Annotated in this window: 16 protein-coding genes; 10 read left to right on the top strand and 6 right to left on the bottom strand. The window is 69.9% G+C overall.

Going from position 1 to position 20,771, the window contains the following annotated elements; genetic code table 11:
- Positions 1–22 precede the first annotated feature (22 nt).
- On the top strand, positions 23–814 hold the full coding sequence (locus HNR40_RS16910) for an alpha/beta fold hydrolase (protein ID WP_184962238.1): 792 nt from the start codon (positions 23–25) through the stop codon (positions 812–814).
- Positions 815–966: 152 nt separating this feature from the next.
- Entirely contained in the window at positions 967–1,575 is a 609-nt protein-coding gene (locus HNR40_RS16905) for a helix-turn-helix domain-containing protein (protein ID WP_184962236.1), read from the top strand.
- On the opposite strand, the gene HNR40_RS16900 is transcribed toward HNR40_RS16905, so the two are convergent.
- The gene (locus tag HNR40_RS16900) at positions 1,529–2,311 is read right to left on the bottom strand and encodes a DeoR/GlpR family DNA-binding transcription regulator (RefSeq protein WP_184962234.1); all 783 of its coding nucleotides are present in this window, start codon (positions 2,309–2,311) and stop codon (positions 1,529–1,531) included. The genes HNR40_RS16905 and HNR40_RS16900 overlap by 47 nt on opposite strands.
- 48 nt (positions 2,312–2,359) lie before the next feature.
- Between HNR40_RS16900 and HNR40_RS16895 the strand changes: the two genes are divergently transcribed.
- The 7 genes from HNR40_RS16895 to HNR40_RS16865 all read left to right on the top strand — a co-directional run bounded on the left by HNR40_RS16895 (position 2,360) and on the right by HNR40_RS16865 (position 12,013).
- Entirely contained in the window at positions 2,360–4,288 is a 1,929-nt protein-coding gene (locus HNR40_RS16895; protein WP_184962232.1) for a DUF5107 domain-containing protein, read from the top strand.
- Between the two features lie 195 nt (positions 4,289–4,483).
- Positions 4,484–5,770: an ABC transporter substrate-binding protein gene (locus HNR40_RS16890; protein WP_184962230.1), complete on the top strand. Its 1,287-nt coding sequence runs from the start codon at positions 4,484–4,486 to the stop codon at positions 5,768–5,770.
- On the top strand, positions 5,770–6,711 hold the full coding sequence (locus tag HNR40_RS16885) for a carbohydrate ABC transporter permease (protein WP_184962228.1): 942 nt from the start codon (positions 5,770–5,772) through the stop codon (positions 6,709–6,711). The genes HNR40_RS16890 and HNR40_RS16885 overlap by 1 nt, the downstream gene beginning before the upstream one ends.
- Positions 6,708–7,523, top strand: coding sequence for a carbohydrate ABC transporter permease (locus HNR40_RS54605; protein ID WP_184962226.1), 816 nt, complete (start codon positions 6,708–6,710; stop codon positions 7,521–7,523). Before HNR40_RS16885 ends, HNR40_RS54605 begins: the two co-directional genes overlap by 4 nt.
- Positions 7,524–7,536: 13 nt before the next feature.
- On the top strand, positions 7,537–9,021 hold the full coding sequence (locus HNR40_RS16875) for a right-handed parallel beta-helix repeat-containing protein (protein WP_184962225.1): 1,485 nt from the start codon (positions 7,537–7,539) through the stop codon (positions 9,019–9,021).
- 26 nt (positions 9,022–9,047) lie between these two features.
- Positions 9,048–11,066, top strand: a complete 2,019-nt coding sequence (locus HNR40_RS16870; protein WP_184962223.1) for a DUF5107 domain-containing protein — start codon at positions 9,048–9,050, stop codon at positions 11,064–11,066.
- Positions 11,063–12,013 (top strand): Gfo/Idh/MocA family protein, encoded by a 951-nt coding sequence (locus HNR40_RS16865; RefSeq protein ID WP_184962221.1) that lies wholly within the window; start codon positions 11,063–11,065, stop codon positions 12,011–12,013. Before HNR40_RS16870 ends, HNR40_RS16865 begins: the two co-directional genes overlap by 4 nt.
- Here HNR40_RS16865 and HNR40_RS16860 read toward each other — a convergent pair.
- The 4 genes from HNR40_RS16860 to HNR40_RS54600 all read right to left on the bottom strand — a co-directional run bounded on the left by HNR40_RS16860 (position 11,967) and on the right by HNR40_RS54600 (position 16,593).
- Positions 11,967–12,965, bottom strand: coding sequence for a hypothetical protein (locus HNR40_RS16860; RefSeq protein ID WP_184962218.1), 999 nt, complete (start codon positions 12,963–12,965; stop codon positions 11,967–11,969). The genes HNR40_RS16865 and HNR40_RS16860 overlap by 47 nt on opposite strands.
- A 124-nt stretch (positions 12,966–13,089) precedes the next feature.
- Positions 13,090–14,712, bottom strand: coding sequence for a substrate-binding domain-containing protein (locus HNR40_RS16855; RefSeq protein WP_184962216.1), 1,623 nt, complete (start codon positions 14,710–14,712; stop codon positions 13,090–13,092).
- A 13-nt stretch (positions 14,713–14,725) separates the two neighbouring features.
- Positions 14,726–15,625 (bottom strand): carbohydrate ABC transporter permease, encoded by a 900-nt coding sequence (locus HNR40_RS16850; protein WP_184962214.1) that lies wholly within the window; start codon positions 15,623–15,625, stop codon positions 14,726–14,728.
- On the bottom strand, positions 15,622–16,593 hold the full coding sequence (locus HNR40_RS54600) for an ABC transporter permease (RefSeq protein ID WP_184962213.1): 972 nt from the start codon (positions 16,591–16,593) through the stop codon (positions 15,622–15,624). Before HNR40_RS54600 ends, HNR40_RS16850 begins: the two co-directional genes overlap by 4 nt.
- 136 nt (positions 16,594–16,729) lie before the next feature.
- Between HNR40_RS54600 and HNR40_RS16840 the strand changes: the two genes are divergently transcribed.
- Complete coding sequence (locus HNR40_RS16840; RefSeq protein ID WP_184962211.1) at positions 16,730–19,480, top strand: glycoside hydrolase domain-containing protein; 2,751 nt, start codon at positions 16,730–16,732, stop codon at positions 19,478–19,480.
- Here the strand turns inward: HNR40_RS16840 and glgC are convergent.
- Positions 19,449–20,684 carry a glucose-1-phosphate adenylyltransferase gene (glgC, locus tag HNR40_RS16835; protein WP_184962209.1) on the bottom strand — a complete coding sequence of 412 codons (1,236 nt, stop codon included), beginning with the start codon at positions 20,682–20,684 and terminating at the stop codon, positions 19,449–19,451. The two genes, HNR40_RS16840 and glgC, sit on opposite strands and share 32 nt — an antisense overlap.
- Positions 20,685–20,771: the final 87 nt, after the last annotated feature.

The raw sequence follows: 20,771 nt of genomic DNA, 5'->3' as shown, positions 1-20,771 counted from the left end.
CCGACAGAGTGGGTGATCGCGCATGACAAAGCTCGCCTCAGCGGACGGGACGCTGATCAGCTACGAGAGCATCGGAACCGGACCCGGGATCGTCGTCCTCGGCGGCGGCCGGGTGGCCGGGCGCGGATACCGGGCGCTGGCCTGGTATCTGGCCGACTCCTTCACCGTGCACCTCCTGGACCGCGACACCCGCCTCGCCGGCTACAGCATCGACCGGGTCTGCGACGACGTCATCACGGTCATGGCGGAGACCGGGTCCACGCGCCTGTTCGGGCACAGCTCCGGCGGGCTGGTCGCGCTCGAGACCGCGTTACGGCACCCGGTGGAGAAGCTGGCCGCCTACGAGCCGGCCGTGTCGGTCAACGGAGGGCTGCCCCAGGACTGGCTTCCGGCCTTTGAACAGGCGGTCGCCGACGGCCGGACGCTGGAGGCGCTGGCCCGGCAGGTCAAGGGGCTGAAGGTGGCGGGGCCGTTCAGTGAGCTGCCGCTCTGGCTGATCAAGACCATGATCGCGTTCACGCTGCGCGGGGAGCGCCGCCAGGGGTACGTGGACGTGCTGCCCAGGGTGCCCGCCGAGATGCGGGAGGTGCTGAGGCTCGACTCCGACGGCCTTCGCTACCGGGACACGGCCGCCGAGACCCTCCTGCTGACCGGCGAGCGCGGGCCCGCGTACCTGCTGAATGCCGCGGCCGTCCTGAACGACGTCATCCCGGACTCGCGGCTGGTCGAACTGCCCGGACTCACCCACGACGCGCCGAACGACAGCGCCCCGGCCCAGGTCGCCCAGGCGATGCGGGACTTCTTCGCCGCCTAGCCGTCCGGGCGGCGCGCGGGGGCCGCCGCCCGGAAACACCGGCCGCCCGGAAACACCGGCCGCCCGGAAACACCGGCCGCCCGGCAACACCGGCCGCCCGGCAACACCGGCCGCACGGCAACGTCGGTTGCCGGATCCGGGACAATAGGGGCATGGAAGACGTCATCGCCCAGGTGGGGCCCCGGCTCAAGCGGCTGCGGACCCAGCGCGGGGTCACGCTCTCCGCGCTGGCCGAGGCCACGGGGATCTCCAAGAGCACGCTGTCACGGCTGGAGTCCGGCCAGCGCCGGCCCAGCCTGGAGCTGCTGCTGCCGATCGCCCAGGCCCACCAGGTCCCGCTGGACGAACTGGTCGGCGCGCCGGAGGTGGGCGACCCCCGGGTCAGGGTGGTGGCGCGCACCGTCAACGGGCGCACCGTGCTGCCGCTGACCCGCCAGCCCGGCGGGCTGCAGGCCTACAAGATGGTGATCCCCGCCGACCAGTGCGTCCCCGAGCCGCGCACGCACGAGGGCTACGAGTGGATGTACGTGCTGTCGGGACGGCTGCGCCTCGTGCTGGCCGACCACGACATCGTGCTCGGCTCGGGGGAGGCGGCCGAGTTCGACACCCGGCTGCCGCACTGGTTCGGCAGCGCGGGCGACGGGCCGGTGGAGATCCTCAGCCTGTTCGGCCGTCAGGGCGAGCGCATGCACGTACGCGCCAAGCCCGCCGAGGTCACACCTGAACGATCCGCACCCCGGACTCCGCGAACCGGGCGGTGAGGTCGGCGGGCGCGGTCGAGTCGGTCACCAGGACGTCGATCTGCGCCAGCGGGCAGATGCGGGAGAAGGCGCGCTTGCCCAGCTTCGACCCGTCCGCGACGATGATCACCTGGCGGGCCTTGGCGGCCATGAGCTGGTTGATGGCGGCCTCGCCCTCGTTGTGCGCGCTGGCGCCGTGGTCCACATCGAGGGCGTCGACGCCGAGCACCGCCACGTCGAGTGCGATGCGTTCCAGCATGCCGGTGGCCACCGGGCCCACCAGCTCGTACGACTGGGCGCGGGCCGAGCCGCCGGTCGTGACCACGTGCAGATGGGGGCGTACCACCAGCTCGTGGGCGATGTTGAGGGCGTTGGTCACCACGGTCAGCGCCGGGCCGCGCTGGTCGCCGCCGAGGTCGCGGGTGGCCAGGGCGCGGGCCACCTCGGTCGTCGTGGTGCCGCCGTTGAGCCCGACCGTCGAGCCTTCGGGCACCAGGGCGGCGGCGGCCGAGCCGATGCGCTGCTTCTCCGGCGCGTGCTGGGCGACCTTGTAGCGCAGCGGCAGGTCGTAGGAGACGCTGTGCGCGATCGCGCCGCCGCGGGTCCTGGTGAGCAGCTGCTGCGCGGCCAGCTCGTCGAAGTCGCGCCTGATCGTCGCGGTGGAGACGTCGAGCTTCTCGGCGGTCTCGACGACGTCCAGCTGCCCGGCCTCGGCGACCATCTCCAGCAGGACGTTCCAGCGTTCGTACCGGTTCACCCGGCCAATCATGCAGTTAATGCGCGATATGTGCAAAGATATGCCGCAATGCTGAGCATCTCCTCTGTCCGGCTCCCGGTTTCGCCGCTCGGCCCGGAGAACCCGCTGCCGCCCCTCCACACGCTGACCGACCCGCGCGGCGGCCTTGAGACGACCGCGGCCGACGCCGAGATGGCCGCTCAGCTGGCCTATGGGCATGCCGGGTCGCTGCTGCCGTACACCTTTCAGGACGGCTACGGGCGTGAGCGGGCCGAGCGGGAGCTGAAGACGGCGGTGCTCGACAACGGCGTGCTGCGCGCGGAGTTCCTCCTGGAGTACGGCGGGCGGCTGCGCTCTCTGGTCCACCAGCCGACCGGCCGCGAACTGCTGCACCGGCCCCCGCACCTGCAACTGGCCAACCTCGGCCTGCGCAACGCCTGGTTCGCCGGGGGAGTGGAGTGGAACCTCGGCACGTTCGGCCACACGGCGCTGGCCTGCGCGCCGCTGCACGCGGCCCGGGTGACCAGGCCGGACGGCGTGCCGGTGCTGCGCATGTACGAATGGGAGCGGCTGCGGCGCCTGGTCTACCAGATCGACGCGTGCCTGCCGCCCGGCTCGCCGGTGCTGCTCGTGCACGTGCGCGTGCACAACCCGTTCCCCGTGGACGCACCGGTCTATTGGTGGTCGAACGCCGCCGTCCCGCAGACCCCGGGCACGCGCGTGCTCGCCCCCGCGAGCCAGGCCTACCACTTCTCCTACGATGGCCGGCTGCGCCGCGTGCCGGTGCCCCGCTGGCAGGACTCCGACCAGTCCTACCCGGGCCGCAACGAGCAGGCCGCCGACTTCTTCTACGAACTGCCCGACGGCGAGCGCCGCTGGATCGCCGCCGTCGACGAGTCCGGCGCCGGGCTGGCGCAGGTCTCCACCGACCTGCTGCGCGGACGCAAGCACTTCCGCTGGGGCGTCAGCCCCGCCGGGCGCAACTGGCAGGACTGGCTGTCCGGCCCCGACCGCCCCTACCTGGAGATCCAGGCGGGCCTGGCGCGCACCCAGCTCGAACACGTCCGCCTCGCGCCCCGCTCGGCCTTCTCCTGGACGGAGGCCTACGGGCTGGCCGAGGTCGAGGACGCGCACGGCGACTGGGAGCCCGCCGCCGTCCGCGCGGGCGAGGCGGTCGAGCGGCTGATCCCCCGTGACCGGCTGGCGGCCGAGCACGAGCAGGCGGTACGGCTGGCGGCAGCCGTACCCGATGAGACTTTGCACGTCGGCAGCGGATGGGGCGCGCTCGAACGCCGGGCGCTCGCCAAGCGGCGCAGCAGGGCGCTGAACCTGCCCGCCACGCCGTTCGCCGACGCCACGATCGGCCGCGACCAGCAGTCGTGGCTCTCGCTCGTGCGCAAGGGCTCCATCCCGACCCCGGCCCCGGCGCTGCCGCCCTCCTCCTACACCGTCGGGCCCGAGTGGCGGGCGCTGCTGGAGGCGGCGGAGCCGACCTGGTTCACCCGGTTCCACCTGGGCGTGAACCTCTACCACGACGGCGACCGCGACGGCGCGCGGGTCGCCTGGGAGCAGTCCCTGGAGTGCGCGCCCAACGCGTGGGCGCTGCGCAACCTGGCCGTCCTGGAGCCGGAGCCGGGCCCGGCGGCCGGGCTCTACCTGAAGGCGCACGCGCTCTCGCCGAGGCTGCGCCCGCTGACCATCGAGACGCTCTCCGCGCTGCTGGCCGACGGCCGCCCCGCCGACGCGCTCGCGCTGATCGACAAGCTGGGCCCGGCCGACCGCTGGCACGGGCGCATCCGGCTGCTGGAGTGCCGGGCCGCCCTGGACGGCGGGGACCGGGCCAGGGCCCGGCGCATCCTCGACACCGGCCTGGTCGTCGACGACCTGCGCGAGGGCGAGGACTCGCTCGACGCCCTGTGGTGGGACTACCACGGGCAGCCGCACACGCACGCCTCGCGCCTGCCGTGCCGCTACGACTACAGCGTCAAGCAGTACTGACCATCTCCTCGTCCTGAGGGCTTTCAACACCTCCAGTGCAGCTTTTCTCGCACTCCTTGCAGGAGTGTGCATCTTTGTGCGCAAAAATCGTCGCTTAGTGCACGATGTGATCAAAGCGTTGCATGTACTGCCTTGTTTGGCGCTTTGAGGCGGTTCTAGGGTGCCGCAACAGGTAATCGCGAAAGGTGAACCGATATGCGCGCACCCAAGGTCCTGGCGGCCGGTGTCGTGGCCGCCCTGGCGCTGACCGCCTGCGGCGGCGACAAGGGCACCACCGAGGAGAAGGGCGGCCAGTTCACCTACTGGTCGATGTGGAAGGAGAACGAGCCGCAGGCCAAGGTCATCAAGGCCGCGATCGACAAGTTCCAGGCGGAGACCGGCACCAAGGTCACGGTCGAGTGGCAGGGCCGCGACATCCGCACCAAGATCGGCCCGGCGATCGCCGCGAACAAGGCGCCCGACCTGGTCGAGAACGGCTTCGACGTGATCAGCTCGCTGCTCGCCTCGACCGGCCAGGCCAGGGACCTCACCCCCGTCTACGACAGCGAGGTGCCCGGCGAGGGCAAGAAGGTCTCTGACGTCATCCCCGCCAAGTACCTGGACGCGATGCCGAAGGACCCCGACGGCGTCACCCGCTGGATCGTCCCGTACGTCCTGAACTCGGCCATGTTCTACTACAACAAGGCCGACGCCGACCTGGCCAAGACCCCCGCCACCTGGGACGACTTCGTCAAGCTCTGCGAGACGCTCAAGGCGAAGGACAAGGCGTGCGTCGCCTCCGACGGCGACAACACCTGGACCAACTTCCTGTTCATGGACTACCTGCTGGTCCGCGACAACGGCCCCGGCACCATGGGCAAGATCGTCAACGACAAGACCGGCGCCGGCTGGGACCAGCCGGGCGTGCTGGAGACGGCCAAGCGGATCGAGGCGTTCGTCAAGGCGGGCCACATCCTCAAGGGCTACGACGCCAGCAAGTACCCCGCCCAGCAGACCAACTGGGCCACCGGCAAGGCCGCCTTCCACCTCGACGGCACCTGGGTGCCCAGCGAGGCGCAGAAGAACCTGGCCAGCGGCTTCAAGGTCGGCGAGTTCGCGGTGCCCACCACTGCCGGGGGAGCCAACACCGAACTCGACATCATCCCGCTCGGCTTCGCCATCCCCAAGCGGGCCAAGAACCCCGAGCCCGCGCAGAAGTTCATCGCCTACTTCCTGAAGAAGGACAACATCTCCGGCATCTCGACCGAGGCGAAGAACATCACCCCGCGCGCCGACGTGCCCGCCCCCGAGGAACTGCTCGACGCGCAGAAGCTGCTCACCGACAGCCCGAGCCGCCTGCCCATCGACGGCGTCTCCGGCGACTACCTCGACAAGGCGCTCTTCCCCGCCTTCAGCGAGCTGTGGCTGGGCAAGGCCACGGCCGAGCAGTTCATCACCAAGGCCAAGGAAGGCCACCTCGCCTACTGGAAGGCCAACGGCTAGTGGCGGTCACCTCCACGGCCGCACCCCGGCGGGCCCGCGCGGCCCGCGGGGGCCCGCTGGAACGGCAGGCCAGCCGCCTGTTCTGGCCGTTCGTCGGCCCGGCGCTGGCCTTCTACGCCCTGCTGTTCCTGGCCCCGATCGCCTACGCCGCCTGGACGAGCCTGTACAAGTGGGACGGCATGGGCGCCATGCAGTGGCGCGGCCTGGGCAACTACCAGACGCTGCTGGACGACCAGGCCTTCCACTACGCGGTGACCAACACCGTGAAGATCCTGGTCGTGGGCGGTGTCGCCACCTTCGCGATCAGCTTCCTGCTCACGCTGGCACTGCGTGAGATGGCCGGCAAGATGTTCGCCCGCTCGGTGCTCTTCTTCCCGTGCCTGGTCAACGCCCTTGTCTTCGGGATCGCGGCCGGGTTCCTTTTCGGGCCGACCGGGCCGGTCAACAAGATGCTGAACCTGCTCGGCATCGACGCGGTGCCCAAGTGGCTGTCGATCGACAACCTGCCCGCGATGATCATCGCCACCATCGTGTGGACGGCCACCGGCTACTACACCACGATCATCATGGCCGCCGTCGACCAGATCCCGACCTACCTCTACGAGGCCGCCGAGCTCGAGGGCGCCAACGCCTGGCAGCGCTTCCGGCACGTCACGCTGCCGCTGTCGTGGGAGGTCGTCAGCGTCTGCGCGGTGCTGTGGACGGTCAGCTCGGTGAAGGTCTTCGAGATCGTGCTGCTGTTCGGCGGCGGCGCCACCGTCAGCAGCGCGCCCATCCAGACCTGGACCACGGCCATGTACGTCTACTACTCCGCCTTCCCCGGCAGCTCCGTGCCCAAGCTGGGCCTGGCCGCCGCGGCTGCCGTCGTCAGCCTGATCATGGTCGGCGTGTTCGTGCTGATCCTGCGGCGGATGATGCGCAGGGAGCGGGTGTCGCTGTGAGACGGATCGGGCACACGATCGTCTGGCTCCTGGTCGTCGCCGACCTGGCACTGCTGGCCTGGATCTTCGTCACCTCGCTGCGCGACACCCAGTCGATCTTCAACGAGCCGTTCGGGCTGCCGGTGCCGCCGCAGGGCGGCAACTGGGCCAAGGCCTGGGCCGACGGCGGCTTCAGCGGCGCCGCGATCAACAGCGTCGGGGTCGCCGCCGTCTCGTCGCTGGTCGCCGTCGCGCTGGCCGCGCCCGCCGCTTACGCGCTCGCGCGCCGCCGTACCAGGACCTCGAACGCGCTGACCATGACCTTCGCGCTCGGCCTCGGGGTGCCGGGGCAGGTGCTGCTGGTGCCGTTGTTCGTCGGTCTGGCCGCGGTCGAGCTGACCGACAGCTTCATCGGGCTGACCGTCGTCTACATCGGGCTGGCCATGCCGTTCACCGTCTATCTGCTGACCGGGTTCTTCGCCGGCATCCCCGTGGTGCTGGAGGAGGCGGCGGCCATCGACGGGGCCTCCGGGCTGCGCGCCTTCGTCAAGGTCGTGCTGCCGGTCGCGCGGGGCGGGCTGATCACCGCGTTCCTGCTGCAGTTCATCGGCGCGTGGAACGAGACGTTGTTCGCGATCGCGCTCATGACCAGCGACGACAAGATCACCCTGCCGGTGGCCCTGGTCAACTTCGTCGGCCTCCAGCAATACGCCGGGCGCGACTGGGGGACCATGTTCGCCGGCATCTGCATCATCCTCGCCCCCATGGTCGCGCTGTTCTCGTGGCTGGGCACCCGCATCATCCAGGGCATGACCGTTGGCATCGGTAAATAGGGAGATTTTTCGCGTGAAAGCTCTGCTTGTCGGTTTTGTGCTGGTCGGCCTCACCGCCACACCCGCACTGGCCCAACCCACCCCCGGCACGTACGGGTATGACCATGGTCGTGCCGTTCACGTCGACTGTCAGTCGCGTAAGGCCCCCAAGGGCACCGTCGGCCATCCACTCAACACCCTCGCCCAGGTCAACGCCCTGGCCCTGCGCCCCGGCGACCGTGTGCTGTTCAAGCGCGGCTCCACCTGCACCGGCGCCCTCGCCCCGCAGGGCTCGGGCCGGTCCGGCGCGCCGATCCGCATCGACGCCTACGGCCGCGGCGCCAAGCCCCGCATCCAGGGCGGCGGCGTGGACGACGCGGTCAGGCTGCACAACCAGCAGCACTGGGAGATCGCCAACCTCGACGTCGCCAACACCGGCGCCACCGCGGGCAAGCGCCGCGGCGTGCGGGTCAGCGCCCGCGACGCCGGCACCCTCCGGCACATCGTGCTGCGCGGCCTCGACGTGCACGACGTCAACGGCGACGACTCCAAGGACGAGTACGGCTCGGCCGGCATCACCATGTGGGTCGAGGGCAACACCACCCCCACGCTCTTCGACGACGTCCTGATCACCGGCAACACGGTCAGGAGCGTCGACCGCTCCGGCATCTTCCTCTTCTCCACCTGGAACCTCTCCGGCTGGGGCAGGGAACCGGGCAACCGCCACGTGCCCTGGACGGGAGTGAAGGTCGAGCGCAACACCGTGACCGATGTCGGCGGCGACGGCATCGTGCTGGGCAGCGTCACCGGCGCCCTGGCCGAGCACAACCGCGTGCACGGCTTCCAGCGCCGCTCCCAGGGCTACAGCGTCGGCCTCTGGACCCACAACTCCGACAACGTGGTCATCCAGTTCAACGAGGTCAGCGGCGGCGAGACCACCCGCGACGGCATGAGCTTCGACGTGGACGAGAACGGCTTCGGCACCGTCTTCCAGTACAACCGCAGCCACGACAACCAGGGCGGCTTCCTGCTGCTGTGCAACGCCGCCGGGAAGATCAAGGACGCGGTCGTCCGCTACAACCTCAGCGTCAACGACCACTTCCGCGGCGTGGAGAACTGCAGTGGCGGCATCGAGAGCGCCGCGATCTACAACAACACGTTCGTGATCGGCGACGGCGTCACCCAGACCGTCATCAACGAGAACAACGCCAATCGGCGCAACGTGCTGTTCGCCAACAACATCGTGGTGACCAGGGGCTCCGGCAAGGCCGTGTTCAACCTGCGCTCCGGCGGATACAAGCTGGAGAACAACCTCCTGAACGGCGTCGCCGTACCGGACGGTGCGACCGGCACCGTCACCGGCGACCCGCTCCTGACCGGCGAGCACAAGCTCCAGCAGGGCTCGCCCGCACTCCAGAAGGGCCGGGAGATCGCGGCCAACGGCGGCCGCGACCACTTCGGCAACCCGGTCACCTGCACGCCCGACATCGGCATGCACCAGCTCACGACCTGCAACTGACGATCCACCCACTCGGGGACCACCACATGACCAGCACCCTGCGCGGCGGCACGCTGCGCCTGCCCGCGACCGAGCCGCCCCAGGACGGCCCGCTGCCGATCCTGCACGGAACCCGGGTCAGGCCCGGCATCACCGGCGCCGATCCCGAGATGACCGCGCAGATCGGGTACGGCCAGCCGTACTCGCTGCTGCCGTACACGCCGCAGGACGGCTACTCGCGCACCCGCCACGAGCGCGAGCTGCCCGTGGTGGTCCTCGAGAACTCCCAGCTCACCGCCACTTTCCTGCCAGGGTACGGCGGGCGGCTCTGGTCACTGGAGCACCGCCCGAGCGGCCGGGAGCTGCTGCACCGCAACCCGATCCTGCAGCCCGCCAACCTGGCCCTGCGTGATGCCTGGCTGGCCGGTGGCGTCGAGTGGAACCTCGGCGCCACCGGCCACTGGCCCCTGACCTGCTCGCCTCTGCACGCCGTCCGCCTGACCAGGGCGGACGGGACGCCGATGGTGCGGCTGTATGAGTTCGAGCGGATGCGCCGCCTGCTGCTGCAGATCGACGCGTGGCTGCCGGAGGACTCGCCGGTGCTGTTCGTCCGGGTCACCATCCGCAACCCTGCGCCCGCCGAGGCGCCGGTCTACTGGTGGTCCAACATCGCCGTCCCCGAGGGGCCCGGTGTGCGGGTGGTGGCGCCCGCGGACCGGGCCCACCACTTCGACTACACCGCCGAGCTGCGCGTGGTCGGCTTCCCGGTGCTGGACGGCATCGACCGCAGCTACACCGACGACGTGCCGCGCTCGGCCGACTACTTCTTCGAGATCCCCTCCGGGGAGCGGCGCTGGATCGCCGCGCTCGACACCGAGGGCCGTGGCCTGGTCCAGACCTCGACCGACCTGCTGCGCGGGCGCAAACTGTTCCACTGGGGCACCGGTCCCGGCGGGCGGCGCTGGCAGGAGTGGCTGAGCGGGCCGGGCTCACGCTATCTGGAGATCCAGGCGGGGCTGGCGCGTACCCAGCTTGAGCACGTGCCGATGCCGGGCAACACGTCGTGGTCCTGGGTGGAGGCGTACGGGCTCCTGGAAGCCGACCCCGACCGGGTGCACGGGACCTGGGACGAGGCGCGTTCGGCGGTGTCGGAGGCGCTGGAGCGGCTCGTTCCCCGGGAGGCGCTGGAGGAGCAGGCCGAGGGCTTCTCCGGGCAGGCGGTACGGCTGGCCCACGGGTCCGGGTGGGCCGCGCTGGAGGCCGCCGCCGGGGCGCTGCCCGAGCTGGACGGCCTGCCGTACGGGGAGATGGGGGAGGAGCAGGCTCCTTGGGCCGAGCTGCTGGCGAGCGGCAGGCTGCCGGTCGGCGATCCGCCCGCGGCGCCGGTGACCGGGCCGAGATGGCGGGCGCTGCTGGAGGCGCACCCCGCCGACTGGCACGCCCGCTACCACCTGGGCCTGGCCCGCTACGCCGACGGTGACACCGAGGGCGCCCGCACGGCGTGGAAGGAGTCCCTGTCCCTGCGCCGCACCCCATGGACCCTGCGCTGCCTGGCCGAAAGCCTCCGCCTGGAAACAGGCGAAAGCCCGCGGCATGAAGACGAAAGCCCGCGGCATGAAACAGACGGGGGCGTGCGCCTGGAAACGGACGGTGCGCGGGCTGAGGTGGCTGAACTGCTGGTCGAGGCATGTGCTCTGGCGCCGCGGGTGCCGGAGCTCGCCGTCGAGACCCTGCACGCGCTGCTCGCCGCCGGACGCCCGGCCGACGCGCTGGCGCTGATCGACGGGCTTCCCGCCGGGCAGCGTTCCCGTGGCAGGGTCCAGCTGATCGAGACGCAGGCCGCCCTGGACGCGGGTGACCTGGAACGTGCCGGGCAGGTTCTCACCAGCGGCATCGAAGTGGACAACCTTCGCGAAGGTGAGATATCCCTGGACGCCGTCTGGTTCGCCTACCACGAGCGCCGCCTGTCCGGCACCGGCCCGGTCACGCCGGAGCTCGCAGAACGGGCACGCCGGGAGAACCCGCTGCCCAGCCGTTACGACTTCAGGATGCAGGTGTCCGAATGAGATGGGGTATCGCCGCCACCGGCGGAATCGCGCGTACCGTCGGCATGGTCATCGCCGCCGAGCCGGGCATGCGCGTGTCGGCCGTGGGCTCGCGGTCGAAGGAACGCGCCGCCGTCCTGGCCCAGGAACTGGACGCCGAGCTCGCCTTCGGCTCCTACGCGGAGCTGTGCGCCGCCGACGAGGTGGACGCGGTCTTCGTCGCCACCCCGCACGCCCAGCACCTGGAGGTCGCCGCCGCGGCCATCGCCCACGGCAAGGCCGTGCTGTGCGAGAAGCCGCTCACCGCCCGCCTGGACGAGGCCGAGCGCATGGTCGCCCTCGCCCGCGAGGCCGGGGTGTTCCTGATGGAAGCCATGTGGATGCGGTTCAACCCGCTCATCCAGATGATCGCCGCCGACGAGCGCTTCGGTGAGATCCGCGGGGTGCAGGCGGCGTTCGGCTTCCCGCAGCCCTACGACCCGGCCCACCGCCTCTGGGATCCGGCCCTGGGCGGGGGCGCCCTGCTCGACCTGGGCGTCTACCCGTTCGCGCTGGCCCAGTTGTTGCTCGGCACGCCGGTGGACATGCACGTGACCGGCTCGCTCGGCCCCTCCGGCGTGGACGCGGAGGCGGGCGTGCTGCTCGCCTACGAGGGCGGCCGCCGGGCGCTGCTGGACACCTCGCTGCTCAGCCCGCACCCCAACAACGCCACGGTGATCGGCACCGAGATGCGCGCCGACATCCCGGCCGCGTTCTGGGCGCCCCGCCGGATCGTGCTGACCAGGCCGGGCGCCGAGCCGGAGGAGCACGTGCTGGACCCGGAGGAGAACGGTTACCGAGGCGAGGTCCGCGAGGTCGCCCGCGCCGTCGCCGAAGGCCGCACCGAGAGCGCGGTCATGCCGCTGGACGACAGCCTCGCCGTCATGCGTCAGCTGGAGGAGGCCCGGCGCCGCCTCGGCGCCCGATGATCCCCTCGGCCGCCCGCCGCAGCCTCGGCAGGAACGCGCGCACCTGGTCCGCGCGTTCCTCCGGCGACCCGAGCCGCAGGTCGGCGAGCATCTCGTGGAAGCCGGGGCTGTCGCCGCCCAGGACGAGCAGGCTGCGCGCGTAGGTGACGGCGATCCAGAACATCGCCTCGCGGTGCAGCCCGCGCTCGATCAGCTCCCGGCTGCCGTCGACGGCGATGTGCCTGGCCTGCGGGGAGATGTCCGAGGCGAAGGAGTACGGCGAGCCCTCCACCCGGGCCGCCTGGTCGAACACCCTGGTCATCGCCGCCAGGTGCCGCTCGACCCGTCCAGGGGCCAGGTGCTCGCTGCCCAGCAGCTCCAGCAACCGCTCGTAGAGCGCGGCGCGGCCGTACGGCATGAGCATGATGCGCACCGCCGGATAGCGCAGCCGCACCGTCGGGTTGCGCAGCCCCGCCGTGAGCAGCACGTGCGTGGTGACGCCCGTCGCGAACAACAACCGCAACACCTTCATCGGGTACGGCTGCGCCTCGTCCATGGCCGCCAGCCCCTTGAGGATGCCGCTCTCGGCGTGCTCGCAGCGTTCGCGCACCCAGCGCGGCTCGGTCCAGGCGGGCGCCACGGCGGCCTGCAGCTCGCGCAGCCGCCCGGTGGGGTCGGCCAGCACGTTGTCGTCCTTGAACGCCCCGGCCAGGTGGTAGTCGCCGAGGATCGCCGCGGCCGACGGAATCCGCTCCCACGTGAGGTAGGTGGCCTCCAGCAGGGCGCCCTCGAAACGGAACTTGCCGAGCTTGCGGCGCTCCTCACCGACGAGGACGAAGACGTCCACGTCGGAGGCAGGCGGCAGGTCGTCGTCGCGGGCGAGCCAGGTCGCCGACCCGCTGAGGAACGCTCCCTCGCACTCGATCCCCGCCACCCAGCGCGCCGCCGCCTGGCGCGCTTCTTGCACGTTCACGCGTGTTTTCCTATTCGTCCAGGGACCGGGCACTCTACCGATTCGGCGGGGTTTGGGGGAGAGTTTCGGACGCCTGGATACGCGAGGGGCCGGTGTGGCACTCCACACCGGCCCCCGGCGAAGATCAGCCCGCCTTGGCGATCGACTCCTCGAACTCCTTGCGGATCTTGTCGCCGCCGCCGCTCTTCCACTCCTCCACGACCGACTTGAAGTCCGTCAGCGGCCGGCGGCCGGTGACGGCGTCCTCGATGTACTCATAGACCTTCGAGGTGAGCGACTGGCCCTTGTCGATGTTGGTCTCGGAGTAGTGGCCGAGGATCGGGCTCGGCTGGGAGATCTCCAGCAGCTGCTGCTGGGCGGTGTGGATGGCCTTGGTGGTCTCGTCCATGCCCGGGTAGTAGAGGAACTCGGGCGACTGGGTCATGAACTTCAGCTGGTTGCTGAAGGCCAGCTGGGTCTCGCCCTCCTTGGTCTTGACCGGCGCGCCCTTCTCCATCTTGTGCTGGGTGCCGGCGACGCCGTAGTTGAGGAAGAACCACTCCTCGCTGCCGAACGGCGCCGCCAGGTAGTCCAGCACCTTGAGCAGCATCTTGGTCTTCTTCTCGTCGTTCTTGTTGCTGATGCCGGTGAAGCCGACCGAGCCCCTGGCCAGGTTGTGCACGCCCTTGCCGCCGTCGTGGCCGAAGGGGATGAACGTGGTCATTTCCCAGGCGGTGCCGTAACCCGGCTGGTTGGGGACGCCGACCCAGCCCGCGCCCGACAGGACCTGCGCGGCCACCGTGCCCTGCGCGACCTTCGAGGCGATGTCGGTGATCTTCGGGTCCGGGTAGAAGACGCCGGCCTGGAACGCCTTGATCGCCATTTCGATGGCCGAGACGTACTCCTGCGTCTCGAACATGTGGGTGAGCTTGCCGCCCTCCAGCTTCCACGTGTTGACGCCGCGGAAGATCTGGTTGAACTGGGCGACGGCGTTGACGTAGGCGGGCTCCAGCGCCCAGCGGCCCGCCTTGGCGTCGGTGAGCTGCTTGAACTTCTCGATCAGCTCGTCGGGCGTCTTGGCGGTGAAGCCGTCGACGGAGTCCCAGGACTTCTTGTTGCCGGCGTAGACCTGGCCGAAGAAGCTGTAGGGCACCGGGACGCCCCAGATCTTGCCGTTCATCACCGCGGCCTGCCAGGTCATCTCCTGGAAGTTGGCCAGGTTCGGGTACTCCTTGACGGCGTCACCCGAGACGAACGGCGTCAGGTCGACGAACTTGGCCTCGGCTAGCTGGGCGATCTTGGTGAGACCCTGGTTCGGAGCCACCCACATGAAGTCCTTGATCTCGCCGCCCGCGACGATCGTGTTGAACTTCGTGGGGTAGCCCTCGTCGTTGCCGGTGTCGAGGTTGAAGGTCACCCCGAGGCGCTTGTTGACCTCCTGCCAGAAGGCGTTGCCGCTCATCTGCGGCACGATCGGGCCGTCGTAGTAGGTCAGGCCGGTGATCGTGGAGCCGTCGCCGGGGACCGCCTTGACCGACTTCACCGGGCTCGCGGGGAACTTCAGGAAGCCCGGGTCCAGTCCCTGGGCGTTGCCGGGCAGGTCGGGGGTCGGGCCGGCGAACGGCACGTACGTGGGCATCTTCAGCGGGCCGCCCGCGGCCCCGGCCTTGGAGCCCGCAGTGCCGCCGCCCGAGGTGGAGCAGCCGGTGACCGCGACGGCCGCGGTCAGCCCGGCCAGGCCCAGGAAGGAACGCCGGTTGAGGTTCATGTGCAGGCTCCTTTTAGCCCTTGATGGCGCCCGTGAGGACGCCCTTGACGAAGTACTTCTGGAGGAAGGGGTAGACGCAGACGATGGGGGCCACGGCACAGACCAGGACCGCCATCTTGATCGCCTGGCCCGGAGGCAGGTGGGCGATGCCGAGGTCGCCGGCGTTCATCTCGCCGGCCTCGATGATGTAGGAGCGCAGGATCATCTGCAGCGGATACTTGTCCGACTGGACGTAGAGCATCGCGTTGAAGAAGGCGTTCCAGTAGCTGACGGCATAGAAGAGGCCGACGACCGCCAGCACCGCCTTCGACAGCGGGAGGATCACCTTGCGCAGGATCGTCATGTCGGTGGCGCCGTCCATGCGGGCGGCGTCGAGCAGCTCGTTGGGCACGTTCATGAAGAACTGCCTGACCACGATCACGTTGAAGGCGTTGAGCAGCACCGGAAGGACCAGCGCGGCGTAGGTGTCGAGCATGCCGAGCTGTTTGACCATGAGGAAGCTCGGGATGATTCCAGGTGCGAAAAGGAACGTTCCCAGCATCATCAACACGATCCAGCGGCTGCCGAGTGAGCCGGGGCGGCTGGTGCCATAGGCGATCATGATGGTGGCGAGCATGCTCAGCGCGGTGCCGATCACCGTGACGCCGACCGTCACCACCGCGGCCTTGGTCACCACGCCGCCCGACAGCAGGACCTGGTATGCCTCCAGCGTCGGCTCCGACGGGATGAGCACCCAGCCACCGGCGGCGCGCAGTTCGTCGGCGCTGGCCAGGCTGGTGCCGACGGCGAGCACGAACGGGTAGAGCACGAGCACACAGATGATCGTGAGTGCGATGCCCTTGGTGGCGCGGCCGAGGACCGTGGGCTTTTCCATCCACGGCGGCATCGGCGGCAGCGCGAACGGATTCCTCATCGGTTGTAGACCCCCTGCTCTCCGAGCCGGTGCGCGAGTTTGTTGGCCGCGAGCATCAGCGCGGCGCCGATGATGCCCTTCATCAGGCCGGCGGCGGTGCTGATCCCCCAGTTGCCGTCGATCACGCCGTTGTAGAAGACATAGGTGTCGATCACCTCTGAGGCGTTGGCACCGACGAATTTTCGTTGTAGCAGGATCTGCTCGAAGCCGACCGAGAGGATGTCGCCCAGCCGCAGGATGAACAGCATGATCAGCACGGGCCGGATGCCGGGCAGCGTCACGTGCCACAACCTGCGCCACTTGCCGCCACCGTCCACGGCCGCCGCCTCGTAGAGGTTCTGGTCCACGGCGACCAGGGCGGCGAGGAACATGATCGTGCCCCACCCGCAGTCCTTCCAGATGACCTGGCTGGTCATCAGCAGGGAGAACGTGTCGGGGTTGTTCATGATGTTCAAGATGCTGATGTCGTTCTGGCGTAGGAACATGTTGAGTGAGCCCGCGCCGCCGAAGACCTGCTGGAACATGGCCACGACGATGACCCACGACATGAAGTGCGGCAGGTAGACCACGGTCTGCACCAGGCGCTTGAGACGGTTGCCGAGCATGCCGTGCAGCAGCAGCGCCAGCGCGAGCGGCGCGGGGAAGTACAGGAACAGCTGGAGAAGGGTGATCTCCAGCGTGTTGCCGACCGCCTTCCAGAAGGCGTCGTCCGCCAGCATCGCGGTGAAGTTCTCGAACCCGACGAACGAGCTGCCGGTGAACCCCAGGAACGGCGCGTAGTCCTGGAACGCCACGACGTTGCCGAGCAGCGGGATGTAGAAGAACAACACGAAGTACAGCGCACCCGGCAGGGCGAGGAAGAACAGGGTCTTGTCCCTACGCCAGCGCCCGGCGCGCTTCCCGCTCGCCTCGCCCTCGGTACGGCGTTGCCCCTGTGGGGGGCGCACTGCCGACTCGACCGTCGTCACGTCTCACCTTCGTCCGGATTATTGGGGGATTGATCCGACATCGTGCGAGATGCCAACCGCCCTGGTCAATAGTGTTCGCAGTATTTATGAAAGAGACATCTTTAATCACCGTTGGGCACACGTTAGCCTGTCCGCCATGCTGCAACCCCACGAGGCCGTCTCCTTCTGGGCTCCCGCCGAGCTCGGCAACCACCGCGTGACCGTCCTGGTCGAGGCGGAAAGCCCGCTGGTTACGGTGCCCGTGCCCTGGATCCCGCCCCAGCGCCACCGGGGCTCCGGCCTCGTGCGCACGGCCGACGGCGAGGAGATCGGCCGCGCGCACGCGGTCCCCGGCGGCTACGCCTTCGCGCCCACCCGTGGCAGAGGACGCTACGTTCTCTACTACACTGCGTACGAGAACGCGGCCACCCCGCAGTACCCTCAGCACGAGTACCTCCCGCCCGCCGGTGACCTGCCGGAAGGCCCGTCGGCCAGGTGTGTGGTGGAGTCCTACGAGGCCCGCACCGAGCACGACCGCTACACCGACATGGAGCGCCCCGCCCCCGCGCGGGAGGGCTTCTTCGCGTTCGGCGAAAGCCGCGAGCACCCCATCAGGACACGCGCCCTGCCCGCCCGCTGGCTGGAGCGCGAGCCCGGCCCCGTACGGCTGCGCGCCGACCGCGGCGACCACCTCGCCTTCCAGATCGGCGTGTACGGCTCCCGCCCCCTGCGCGACGTCCGGGTGGAATGCGACCTGCCGGGCTTCACCTGCTACACCCTCGGCGGCACCGACCACCTGGGCCGCGACTTCACCCGGCGCCTCGACGTGAGCGCGCACACAGTGCAAGCGCTCTGGTGCGGAGCGCTCATTTCCGAAAGCGAGTTCACTGTCCGCGTGTTCACGGAGGGTGAGCAGCCGCTGACGGTCGACTTCGTGGTGGAGCTCAGCGATCGGACCTCCGACGACCACGGCGACGGCGACCCGGCCAAGCTGTCGCGGCTGCGCTGGCTCGACTCCCGGCGCTTCGCCGACGACACCGTGGTGCGCCCGTTCACGCCGGTCACCGTGGACGGCGCGCGGCTCGGCGTGCTCGGCCGCACGGTCACGCTCGGCTCCGACGGACTGCCCGCCGCGCTGACCTCGTACTTCACGCCCGAGGTGACGCTCGGGCAGGAGGCCGTGCAGGTGCTGTCGGGGCCGGTCGGCTTCGAGGTGCCCGGCCACGCGTGGGCGAGCGACGGGTGGCGGATCACCTCCCGGAGCGCCGCCGCCGTGACCTGGGTGTCGCGGTGGCGGGCCGGGGACCTCACGCTCGACCTCGACGGGCGGCTGGAGTTCGACGGGACGCTGGACTACCGGCTCGAACTCTCAGCGGAGGCCGACGCCGACCTGGACGACACCCGGCTGAGCGTGCCGCTGGCGGCGCTGCCGTACCAGATGGGGCTGGGGCGGCCCGGAGGGGCGCGCGCCGACCTCGACTGGCGCTGGGACGTCAGCCACAACCAGGACGCGCTGTGGGTCGGCGCGGTCAACGCCGGGGTGCAGGTCAGGCTGAGCGACGAGCACTACACGCGCCCGCTCAACACGAACTTCTACCACCAGCGGCCGCTCGTGCTGCCCGGCTCGTGGCACAACGGCGGGCGCGGCGGCGTCCGCCTCGACGACGAGCGGCTGCTCTGTTACGGCGGGCCGCGCCGCATGGCGGCGGGGGAGAGGCTCCGCTTCGACGTACGGCTGACGCTGACCCCGTTCAAGCCGATCGACACCGTAGCCCACTTCCGCGAGCGCTACTTCCACGCCTACCGGCCCGCGAGCGAGGTCCTGGAGGCCGGGGCGACCGTGGTGAACACCCACCACGCCACCGAGGTCAACCCCTACATCAACTACCCGTTCCTGGCCACCGACCGGCTCAGGGAGTACGTGGACGAACTGCACGCGGCTGGCCTGCGCAGCAAGGTCTACTACACGGTGCGTGAGCTGACCACGCGGGCGCCGGAGCTGTGGGCGCTGCTCAGCCTGGGTGACGAGGTGCTCGCCGCGGGACCCGGCGGGGGCGCCGCCTGGTCGCGTGAGCACGTCGGCGACGGGCGGCTGCCCGCCTGGTTCGCCACCGCCACCGACGACTCCTCGCTCATCACCAGCGGGCAGTCGCGCTGGCACAACTTCTACGTCGAGGGGCTGGACTGGCTGGTGCGCAACGTCGGCGTCGACGGCATCTACCTCGACGACCTCGGCTTCGACCGCGAGGTGATGAAGCGTGTCAGGCGGGTGCTGGACCAGCGCCCGGCCCCGCTGATCGACCTGCACTCGGCCAACCAGTTCAACGCCAAGGACGGCTTCGCCAGCAGCGCCAACCTCTACCTGGAGCACCTGCCGTACGTGGACCGGCTGTGGTTCGGCGAGTACTTCGACTACAGCGCGCATCCCGACCAGTGGCTGGTGGAGACGTGCGGCATCCCGTTCGGCGTGATGGGCGACATGCTGCAGGACGGCGGGCACCCCTGGCGCGGCCTCGTCTACGGCATGACCAGCCGCGTCTACGGCGGAGACGGCGACCCGCGGAGCATGTGGCGGCTGTTCGACGCCTGCGACCTGCCGTCGGCGGCGATGTACGGCTACTGGTCGCCCTCGGCGCCGGTGCGGGTCTCGTCGCAGGCCCGCGCGACCACCTACGTCGGGTCTTCCGGCTCCCTGGTCGCGATCGGCAGCTGGTTCGACGGGCCGGCCGAGGTCAAGCTGGAGATCGACTGGGACGCGCTCGGCCTGGACCCGCGCACCGCCGTGGTGCGCTCGCCCGCCGTCGAAGGACTGCAGGAGGCGGCGCTGTTCTCCGCCTACAAGCCGGTGCCCGTCGAGGGCGGACGGGTGCTGTGGATCAGCGGTCCACGATCTCGTTCTTCCCGATGATCACCACGCCGCCCCTGGTCACGGCGAACCGGGTGCGGTCGTAGTCCAGGTCGAAGCCGATCCGGGCACCGTCCGGGATCACCACGTTCTTGTCCACGATCGCCTTCCGCACGATCGCGCCCCGGCCGACCTTGACGTTGTCCATCAGCACCGAGTCCTCCACCAGCGAGTGCGAGTGGAGGACCACCTTCGGCGACAGGATCGAGCGGACCGCGGTGCCGCCGGAGACGATCACGCCGGGGGAGACCAGCGAGTCGATCGCCCGGCCCACCCGGTCGCCGTCGTTGTGCACGAACTTCGCCGGAGGCAGCGGGTCGTGGCCGGTGAAGATGGGCCAGCGGTCGTTGTACAGGTTGAAGACCGGGTGCGCGGCGATGAGGTCCATGTGGGCCTCGTAGTAGGCGTCGAGCGTGCCGACGTCGCGCCAGTAACCCCGGTCGCGCTCGCTGGAGCCCGGCACCACGTTGTTGGCGAAGTCGTAGACGTCGGCCACGCCCGACTTCACCAGCATCGGGATGATGTTCCCGCCCAGGTCGTGCTTGCTGGTCGGGTCGAGGGCGTCCTCGCGCACCGCGTCGATCATCGCCTGGGTCTTGAACACGTAGTTGCCCATCGAGGCGTAGACCTCGTCGGGGGAGTCGGTCAGTCCCACCGCGTCCTTCGGCTTCTCGCGGAAGGCCACGATCTTGCGTCCCGCCGGGTCGGTCTCGATGACCCCGAACTGGTCGGCCAGCGCCAGCGGCTGCCGGATCGCGGCCACCGTGACGTCCGCGCCCGACGCCTCGTGCTGGGCGACCATCTGGCGCGGGTCCATCCGGTAGATGTGGTCGGCGCCGAACACGATCACGTGCTCGGGCATCTCGTCGTAGATCAGGTTGAGGTTCTGGAACAGCGCGTCGGCCGAGCCCGAGAACCAGCGCGGACCCAGCCGCTGCTGCGCCGGGACCGGCGTCACGTAGTTGCCCAGCATCGCCGACAGCCGCCACGTGCGCGACACGTGCCGGTCGAGGCTGTGGTTCTTGTACTGCGTGAGAACCACGATCTTCAGATAGCCGCCGTTGGCCAGGTTGGACAGGACGAAATCCACCAGCCGGTACATCCCGCCGAAGGGGACCGCCGGTTTCGCCCTGTCCGCCGTCAGCGGCATGAGCCGCTTGCCTTCTCCACCGGCCAGCACCACCGCGAGAACCCTGGGGGACGTCATGACCAGGAAGCTACCCCGAAATCCGGCAAGTACGAACAACCTCGGCGACGGGGTGCGCACTGACCGCTTCGTCCTTCGTTAAGGTGG

Source organism: Nonomuraea endophytica, assembly GCF_014203235.1.
In the GTDB taxonomy this organism is placed as follows: Bacteria; Actinomycetota; Actinomycetes; order Streptosporangiales; family Streptosporangiaceae; genus Nonomuraea; species Nonomuraea endophytica.
Note: the sequence above shows the minus strand (reverse complement) of the source record. Positions and strands in the feature narration are given on the sequence as shown.